This is a genomic window from Sandarakinorhabdus oryzae, assembly GCF_009733735.1.
Lineage (GTDB): Bacteria > Pseudomonadota > Alphaproteobacteria > Sphingomonadales > Sphingomonadaceae > Sandarakinorhabdus > Sandarakinorhabdus oryzae.
The window spans coordinates 1-8205 of the sequence record NZ_WNJP01000127.1 but is presented as its reverse complement, the minus strand read 5'-3'; the positions used below and the strand labels follow the sequence as shown (position 1 = coordinate 8205).

Below are 8205 nucleotides of genomic sequence, written 5' to 3'. Positions count from 1 at the left end.
GCGCCGCGCTCGCTGATCGGGTGATGCGCCGCACACGGCTGGCCGATGCGCTGCGCCAGGCCATCGCCGGTCGCCAGCTGGTCGCGGCGCTGCAGCCGCAGCAGCGGCTGATCGATGGCAGCGTGCTGGGCTTCGAGGCGCTGGCGCGCTGGCACCACGGCGGCGAATGGGTGCCACCGGCCGAGTTCATCGCGCTGGCCGAGGATGTTGGCCTGGCCCAGCCGCTGGGCACGCAGGTGATGGAGGCGGCGATGGCCGGCTTTGCCGCCATGCTGGCCGCCGGGCTGGAGCCGGGCCATCTCGCCATCAACGTGACGACCGCCCAATTGCTCGCCGATGATTTCGTCGAGGCGGTGAAACGCAACCTCAATCGCCATGGCGTGCCGGCCAGCCGGCTGGAGATCGAGGTGACGGAGACCGTGCTGCTCGATCGCTCCATCGCCCGCATCGGCCACACGCTGGAGGCGCTGCAGGCGATGGGCTGCACGCTGGCCATGGATGATTTCGGCACTGGCTATGCCTCGCTCTCGCACCTCACCGCCTTTCCGGTGGATCGCATCAAGATCGATCGCGGCTTCACCCGCGCCATCGACAGCGAGGGCGATCGCGGCCTGATTGCCCGCACACTGATCGGGCTGGGGCGCGGGCTGGGGCTGGAGGTGATCGCCGAAGGGGTGGAGACGGAAAGCCAGCGCAGCTTCCTGGTCGCCCATGGCTGCACTGCCGTGCAGGGCTATCTCTTTGCCCGCCCGATGCTGGCCGACGAGGCGCTACCGTGGCTGTACCAGCGCCAGCGGCAGGAGCCGCGGCCACGCATGGGCGGCACGCTGCGGGGACGGTAGGGTCTGAACTCGATCAGGACAGGGGTCGTCACGGCGTCAGGAAGGCCGATGGGAGAGAGCGAGTGCAGCCGGGTAGCGGCGCTACCCGGCAATCGAGCGAACGCGCCATCGGCTTTCCTGACGCCGCCCTCTGGGTGGGCTGGAGCGGCAATATGGCGTCGTTGCGGTCGCTTGCCGGGGGGGGCGAAGCCCCGCCAGCGCGCCCGCGCCTAGCCATATTGCCGCTCCAGCCCATGCCGACCCCTGTCCTGATTGAGTTCAGACCCTTGGAACCAGCATTTCCCCCTCGCACGCGCGCGCGGGAGTCTCTATAGCCGATGGCACAAACCCCCTGCCAAGGCGTGACCCGTTGACCGAACCCGATTCCAATCCGAATCCCGCCCAGATCAATGACTATGGCGCCGACAGCATCAAGGTGCTGCGCGGCCTGGATGCCGTGCGCAAGCGGCCGGGCATGTATATCGGCGACACCGACGATGGTTCGGGCCTGCACCACATGGTGTTCGAAGTGTCCGACAACGCCATCGACGAGGCGCTGGCCGGCTATTGCGATCGCATCGACATCGTGCTGAACGCCGATGGCAGTGTGAGCGTCACCGACAACGGCCGCGGCATCCCCACCGGCATCCACGCCGAGGAAGGCGTGTCGGCCGCCGAGGTGATCATGACCCAGCTGCACGCCGGCGGGAAGTTCAACAACAGCGACGACAATGCCTACAAGGTGTCGGGCGGCCTGCACGGCGTGGGCGTGTCGGTGGTCAACGCGCTGTCGGAATGGCTGGAGCTGACCATCTGGCGCGACGGCGAAGAGCATTGGATGCGTTTCCACCACGGCGAGGCACAGGCGCCGCTGGCCGTGCGCGGCCCGTCCAATGGCAAGCGCGGCACGCGCGTCACCTTCTTCCCGTCGCTGGGCACGTTCAAGTTCATCGATTTCGATTATTCCAAGCTGGAACACCGCTTCCGCGAACTCGCCTTCCTCAACAGCGGCGTGCGGCTGATCCTCACCGACGCCCGCCATGCCGAGGCGAAATCGGTCGAGCTGTTCTATGAAGGCGGCATCGCGGCCTTCGTGAAGTTCCTCGACAAGTCGAAGGCGCCGCTGATCCCCAATCCCATCGCCATCACCGGCCAGGCCAACGAAATCGGCATCGATGTCGCGCTGGAATGGAACGACAGCTATTACGAGCAGGTCCTCTGCTTCACCAACAACATCCCGCAGCGCGATGGCGGCACGCACCTCGCGGCCTTCCGCGCCGCGCTGACCCGCACGCTCAACCAATATGCCGAAGCCTCGGGCCTGCTCAAGAAGGAGAAGGTCAACCTCACCGGCGATGACATGCGCGAAGGCCTGACCGCCATCGTCTCGGTGAAGCTGCCCGATCCGAAATTCTCGAGCCAGACCAAGGACAAACTGGTTTCGTCCGAAGTGCGTCAGCCGCTGGAAAGCCTGATGGCTGACCGGCTGGACGTGTGGCTGCAGGAAAATCCGGCCCACGCCCGCACCATCGTGGCCAAGATCATCGATGCCGCCGCCGCCCGCGAGGCCGCGCGCAAGGCGCGCGACCTGACCCGGCGCAAGGGCGCGCTCGACATCGCCTCGCTGCCGGGCAAGCTGGCCGACTGCCAGGAGCGTGATCCGGCCAAGTCCGAACTTTTCCTGGTCGAGGGGGACTCGGCCGGTGGCAGTGCCAAGAATGGTCGCAACCGCCAGAACCAGGCCATCCTGCCGTTGCGCGGCAAGATCCTCAACGTGGAGCGCGCCCGGCTCGACCGCATGCTGGGCAGCCGCGAAATCGGCACGCTGATCCAGGCGCTCGGCACCAGCATCGGTCCGGAGTTCAGCCTGGAAAAGCTGCGCTATCACAAGGTCATCATCATGACCGACGCCGACGTGGACGGCGCCCATATCCGCACGCTGCTGCTCACCTTCTTCTTCCGCCACATGCCGGCGCTGATCGATGGCGGCCATCTCTTCATCGCGCAGCCGCCACTCTACAAGGTGACGCGCGGCCGCTCGGAAGTGTATCTGAAGGACAATGCCGCACTGGAGGATTATCTGGTCGAAGCCGGCGCCGGCAATCTGGTGCTCACCACCGCCGGCGGCCCGCGCACCGGGGCGGACCTGAAGGCGCTCGTTGAGCACGGCCGGCGCATGCGGGCGCTGATGGCCTATGTTCCGCGCCGCTATCCGGCGCTGGTGGTCGAGGCGCTGGCCTTGAATGGCGCTTTGGAAAAGGCCGATGCCACCGCGGCGCAGAAGACGGCGGCCTGGCTCAATGCGTCGGAAACCGATGGCGGCGTGTGGAAGGTGAGCCTGGCGGCCGACGGCGGCTATCAGGCCGAACGCGAATGGCGCGGCGTCACCGACTATCATGTCATCGATGGGGGGTTCCTCGCCTCGCCGGAAGCGCCGCGCCTGGCCGCGCTGGCGGCGCAGGAGGCGGCATCCTATGCGTCGCCGTCGATGCTGGGCAGCACCCGCGTCACCAGCCCGGCCGATCTGCTCACCGCTGTGCTCGATGCCGGGCGCAAGGGCCTCGCCATCGCACGCTACAAGGGCCTGGGTGAAATGAACGCCGAGCAATTGTGGGAAACCACGCTCGATCCGGCCGCCCGCACCCTGCTGCGCGTCGACGTGGACGAAGCGGCAGACGCCGACGACATCTTCGCCAAGCTGATGGGCGACGTGGTCGAGGAGCGCCGGAATTTCATTCAGGAAAACGCGCTGAACGTCGCCAATCTGGACGTGTAAGCATGCATGTCGGCCTGATTGGCGGCATCGGCCCGGCATCGCAGGACTATTACACCCGCCAACTGATCGGCCATTTTGCCCGCGCCGGTGTGGCGCTGGAACTGACAACGGCGCATGGCGATGCGCCAACCCTGCTGGCCAATCTCGGCGCCGATCGCCGCGCCGAACAGGCGGCGATTTTCGTGCGGCTGGCCGAACGGCTTGCCCGTGCCGGTTCGGAAATCGTCGCGGTCACGTCGATTGCCGGGCATTTCTGCAGGGCAGAATTTGCCGCCGCCTCGCCGTTGCCGGTCATCGACATGATCGACGTGGTGGCCCGCGACGTTGCGGCGCGCGGTCTACGCCGGATCGGCATATTGGGCACGCGCACCGTCATGGCGTCAGGCTTTTATGGCGGCATCACCACGGCGCAAGTGATCGCCCCGGCCGATCTTGACGCGGTGCATGATGCCTATGCCGCGATGGCCACCGCTGGCACGGTGACGGCCGGCCAGCGCCAGGTTTTCGAAACCGCAGCCGTGCACCTGTTGGCGCAGGGAACTGAAGCCTCCCTGCTGGGCGGTACCGATCTGGCACTGGTGTTCGATGCGGCCACGGCGGCGTTCCCGCTGATCGACTGCGCGGCGCTGCATGCAGGTGCCATCGCGCGGCAGGCATTGGGGCAGGCCTGACAATCCGGCACGACGCCGGCGCCCGCGTGGGTGGGCAGAAGCGTCTGCGCTTGCCATGCTTTGAAGCCTTGGGCGGGCGTGATAGGATGAAGATCGGGTCACAAGCGCTGCCTTGAAGGAGCATGCCGCCATGGCCCGATTTCGTGTTGCCACCACTGCCGCCAACTTGCGCCGCACACCGGACGCGAATGGCATCATCGACGCCGTCTTCCCCCAGCATCATCCGGTAGAGGAGATCGGCCCCAAACAGGGGGCCTGGCACAATGTGCGCGGGACACTGTCGGGCGTCAGTTTCACCGGCTTCATGAAACAAACCGTGCTTGAAGCAATTCCGCCGGCCGCGCCGGCATCGCCGGCCCCTGCAACCGGGCTGCGGCCGGCGCATTTCGGTGAGAACAACCCGCAGGTAACCCGCACCCGGACAGCGGGCGCGGCGCCGCTGGGTGAAGCCGGCATGCCGCGACGGCGTGGCGCCGATGGTCTGGCCAAGGAGCCCCTGTGGGCCTTTGTTGACTGGGCGGAGGTCGAAAATCCGGCCAATCTGCGCTGGAAGCCCGGCGTCTTCACCTTCTGCAACATCTATTCCCACGATTATTGCTATGCGGCCGGAGTCTATCTGCCGCGGGTGTGGTGGATGCCCAGCGCCATCGAAGCGCTGAAGGCCGGCCAGGCGGTGCCCGTCGCCATGGGAACGACGGTCCGCGAGATGAATGCCAACAGCCTGCACAATTGGCTGCTGGATTTTGGCGGCCAATTCGGCTGGCAACGCGCCAGTTCCGCCGAAGCCCTGCAGGAGGCGGCCAATCGCGGCGCCGTCGCCGTGATCTGCGCGCGGCGCACGCAAACCAACCGGCCTGGCCATATCACGCCTGTCGTGCCCGAAGGCCAGGGCCGCCGGGCTGATCGCAGCGGGCCAGTCTTTCTGCCGCTGCAATCTCAGGCTGGCCGCGTCAATGTTCGTTTCGGCACGCTGGGTCGGCAATGGTGGGCAAAGCTTGGGCCGAATGATTTCGACAGCTTCGTGTTCTTCTTCAACGAAAGTGCGTCGCGCTGGCCCTGAGCGTTAACGCGCGGAGAGCAGCCGCCGCACCAGCGCCTTGTCCACCGCCACCGCTTGCCGGGTTTCGCCCGTCGCTGGATCGCGGCTGGTCATGGTTTCGGCGGCGAGCAGGCTGTTGGCGATGGCTTCCTCGGTGGCGTCGGCCACGGCGATGAACAGCGGGGTTGTCGCCTCATTGCCGAGTTCGGGGTAGGCCGTCATGGTGGCACGGCGGGCGGCGGTGCGGCGGACGGCTTCGGCTGTGGAGAAGGCGATGGCATAATCGCCGCTGCCGTTGCTGAACGCCGAACCGGTGCGGGCCAGGCCGGCCATGGCGCGCAGCGCGAGGCGGGTGAGGTTGCGGTCAGACAGTGGCGCGTCAGTCGCCACCACGATCATGATCGAGCCATCGGCCGACACGCGCGCGGCCTGCTTGCCGGGCGGTGGCGGGATCGGGGCGCCGGCCAGGATGAGCCGGCCACCATAATTGCTCTGCACGATGACGCCGACCGTGAAGCCTTCGGGCGTGCGCCGTGATGAGGTGCCGATGCCGCCCTTGTAGCCAAAGGCAATGGTGCCGCGCCCGGCGCCAACAGCGCCTTCCTGCACCGGGCCGCCCGTGGCGGTCGCGATGGCGCGGCGGGCGTCGGATATGGTGACGGCGCGGGCGCGGATGTCGTTCAGCCCGCCGTCGTTGGTCTCGCCCACCACGGCGTTGACCGAGCGCACGCCCTCATTGCCGGGCTGCGCCAGCGTGTGCTCGATGATGGCGGCGGCGGCCTCGGGCACGTTCAGCGTGTTGGTGAGCAGGATCGGCGTCTCGATCTCGCCGAGCTCCCTGACTTGGGACAGGCCCATCAGCTTGCCGAAACCGTTGGCGACCACGATGCCGGCCGGCACCTTGTCGGCAAAGATGTTGCCGCCGTGGGGGAGGATCGCGGTGACGCCGGTGCGGATGGTGTCGCCGCGGTCGATGGTGACCTGGCCGACGAGAACGCCGGGCACATCGGTGATGGCATTGAGCGGCCCGGTGGGCAGCGGCCCCGGCGCGATACCGACATCACGGGCGCGCATGGCGGCGGCGGGTGCGGCAAGGGAGAGGATGACAGCGAGGATGAGGGCGCGCATGGCCGCCATCATGGCGCTGTGCCCGCAAAAATAAAGGGCCGCCCGGCGTTGAGGGATGCATGAAACGCCGGGCGGCACCATCACGATGCGCCCCGAGAGGGGCAAGAGAGGCGCATCGGAGCCAATTTCGGGGGCCAGATCCTGCCAGGGGGAAGGCAGGAAGGGCGGGCGGCGTCACCCGATGGGGGTGAAGGTGACACCGCCGGCCGGTTCGGCGGGCAGGAGCGGCCCCTGCCCAAACCCGCCGGTTTCGGTCAGGCGATCAGCCGGCGACCTTGTCGGCTTCGATGGCCGCCATGGTGGCGGTGCGGCTGGCCTTGTAGGTTTCGTGGAAGCACTTGTATTCCTCGGCCGGCTCCCAGCGAGTGGCGCCGTTGCCCTGGCAGACATGCTTGGAAGCGATGCGCAGGCGGCCATCAAGGGTGGAGCGGCCGGCCTGCGAGGCCAGGTCGAGATCCTTGTAGGACACATAGGCGACGCGGTGGCCGCTGTCGTTGACGCTGTAGGCGATCTGGGCGTTGGCCGGGGTCGTGGCGCCGGCGATGCACAGGCCGCCGAACACCAGGGTGCCGGCAGCGCCGACCAGATTGCGGGTGAAGCTCTTGGCAGAAGCGAACATGGGGGACCTCCTTCTGTATTTCGGCTGCCGGACCATCCGGCGGCCGATGCCAACAGCTTTGCAAAGCCCGTGCCAACTGGGGCCAAAAAATCTGCATCGTGTAAAATCAATGAGTTGAGTGAATTGGCGTGTTACAACTCCAAGACACAAGTGACATTCATTCCGAAAAGGTGGGAAAATTCGCCAAATGGTGGCAGAGGCGTGCAGGCGGAAATCGCCACTTGGCACGCCCAATCCGCTTGGCAGCAATCCCCTGCTGGTGCATAGGATAAAGCATTCGTCATGCTCACCCAGCGTTCCCGCTATGCGCTTCGCGCGCTGATCTTCATCGCCCGGTCCGGCGGCGTGGCACCGGTGCCGATCAGCGTGATTGCGGCCGATCAGAAACTGCCCCGCAAGTTTCTCGAGGCGATCCTGCTCGATCTCAAGAACGGCGGCCTTGTCACCAGCTATCGCGGCAAGATGGGCGGCTATCGCCTGGCGCGGCCGGCCGGGCAGATCAGTTTCGGCGAGATCATCCGCCTGATCGAAGGCCCGCTGGCGCTGGTGCCCTGCGTGTCGGTTTCGGCCTATCAGCGTTGCGATGACTGTTTCGAGGAAGCCACCTGCGTGATCCGCAAGGTGATGCTGGTGGTGCGCGAGCAGACGGCCAGCATCCTCGATCATACCAGCCTGGCCGATCTGTCGCTGGAACGCGCTGCGGCTTAGGCCGCGGGCAGGCTGGCCACCAGCGCTTCCATTGCCGACTGGTCGATCACGACAGCGCCGTCCACCGGCCGGTCGAGATCGAGGATCAGCATGATGGTCAGCCCCATCAGCAGGAATAATATGCCCGAGGCAAAGCGGTGGCGGTGGCCATGGGCGTCAAGCACGTAGCCGAGCAGGAAGCAGGCCACGCCGGCAAACAGCACCAGCAGCAGCATCACCTCGCCGGGCACGCGCGCCGCCACCGCTTTCTCGCGTTGGGTGCCGGTGTCGAGCACGGCGTTGACGGCGCTGACCAGATTGGTGGCGCGCGGGCCGTCGAGCGTGGCCTGGGCGCTGGCGGTGAGCGCCCACACCCGGTTGCGCAAGGCCGCGGCGCGCGCCAGCTTGGCGGTTTCCGAAGGCAGCGGGCTGGTCACCCGCACCCGGGCATAATCGGCCAGCAC

8 protein-coding genes are annotated in these 8205 nt (G+C 66.9%); 5 read left to right on the top strand and 3 right to left on the bottom strand.

Annotated features, from left to right (window positions below; all coding sequences use genetic code 11):
* From GJ693_RS11780 to GJ693_RS11765, 4 genes are all read left to right on the top strand, one after another.
* On the top strand, positions 1-842 hold an 842-nt coding region (locus GJ693_RS11780; RefSeq protein WP_156256497.1), incomplete at its 5' end, for an EAL domain-containing protein.
* 349 nt (positions 843-1191) lie between these two features.
* A complete protein-coding gene (gyrB, locus tag GJ693_RS11775; protein WP_156256496.1) occupies positions 1192-3597 on the top strand; it encodes a DNA topoisomerase (ATP-hydrolyzing) subunit B in 2406 nt (801 codons plus the stop codon).
* Between the two features lie 2 nt (positions 3598-3599).
* Positions 3600-4268 (top strand): aspartate/glutamate racemase family protein, encoded by a 669-nt coding sequence (locus GJ693_RS11770; protein WP_156256495.1) that lies wholly within the window; start codon positions 3600-3602, stop codon positions 4266-4268.
* A 130-nt stretch (positions 4269-4398) separates the two neighbouring features.
* On the top strand, positions 4399-5328 hold the full coding sequence (locus GJ693_RS11765) for a hypothetical protein (protein ID WP_156256494.1): 930 nt from the start codon (positions 4399-4401) through the stop codon (positions 5326-5328).
* 3 nt (positions 5329-5331) lie between these two features.
* Here GJ693_RS11765 and GJ693_RS11760 read toward each other — a convergent pair whose 3' ends face one another.
* Both GJ693_RS11760 and GJ693_RS11755 read right to left on the bottom strand, forming a co-directional pair.
* On the bottom strand, positions 5332-6435 hold the full coding sequence (locus GJ693_RS11760; protein ID WP_156256493.1) for a DmpA family aminopeptidase: 1104 nt from the start codon (positions 6433-6435) through the stop codon (positions 5332-5334).
* A 262-nt stretch (positions 6436-6697) separates the two neighbouring features.
* Positions 6698-7054 (bottom strand): UrcA family protein, encoded by a 357-nt coding sequence (locus GJ693_RS11755; protein WP_197042147.1) that lies wholly within the window; start codon positions 7052-7054, stop codon positions 6698-6700.
* 282 nt (positions 7055-7336) lie between these two features.
* On the opposite strand from GJ693_RS11755, the gene GJ693_RS11750 reads away from it, so the two are divergent.
* Positions 7337-7762, top strand: coding sequence for an RrF2 family transcriptional regulator (locus GJ693_RS11750; protein WP_156256491.1), 426 nt, complete (start codon positions 7337-7339; stop codon positions 7760-7762).
* Here GJ693_RS11750 and GJ693_RS11745 read toward each other — a convergent pair.
* Positions 7759-8205: bestrophin-like domain (locus GJ693_RS11745; protein ID WP_456238823.1), on the bottom strand; the 447-nt coding region annotated here is incomplete at its 5' end. The genes GJ693_RS11750 and GJ693_RS11745 overlap by 4 nt on opposite strands.

Excerpts from the sequence above, each read along its gene's own strand:
- GJ693_RS11760 (WP_156256493.1), bottom strand. The coding sequence starts at position 6,435 with ATGCGCGCCCTCATCCTCGCTGTCATCCTCTCCCTTGCCGCACCCGCC.
- GJ693_RS11750 (WP_156256491.1), top strand. The coding sequence starts at position 7,337 with ATGCTCACCCAGCGTTCCCGCTATGCGCTTCGCGCGCTGATCTTCATC.
- GJ693_RS11755 (WP_197042147.1), bottom strand. The coding sequence starts at position 7,054 with ATGTTCGCTTCTGCCAAGAGCTTCACCCGCAATCTGGTCGGCGCTGCC.
- GJ693_RS11770 (WP_156256495.1), top strand. The coding sequence starts at position 3,600 with ATGCATGTCGGCCTGATTGGCGGCATCGGCCCGGCATCGCAGGACTAT.
- GJ693_RS11765 (WP_156256494.1), top strand. The coding sequence starts at position 4,399 with ATGGCCCGATTTCGTGTTGCCACCACTGCCGCCAACTTGCGCCGCACA.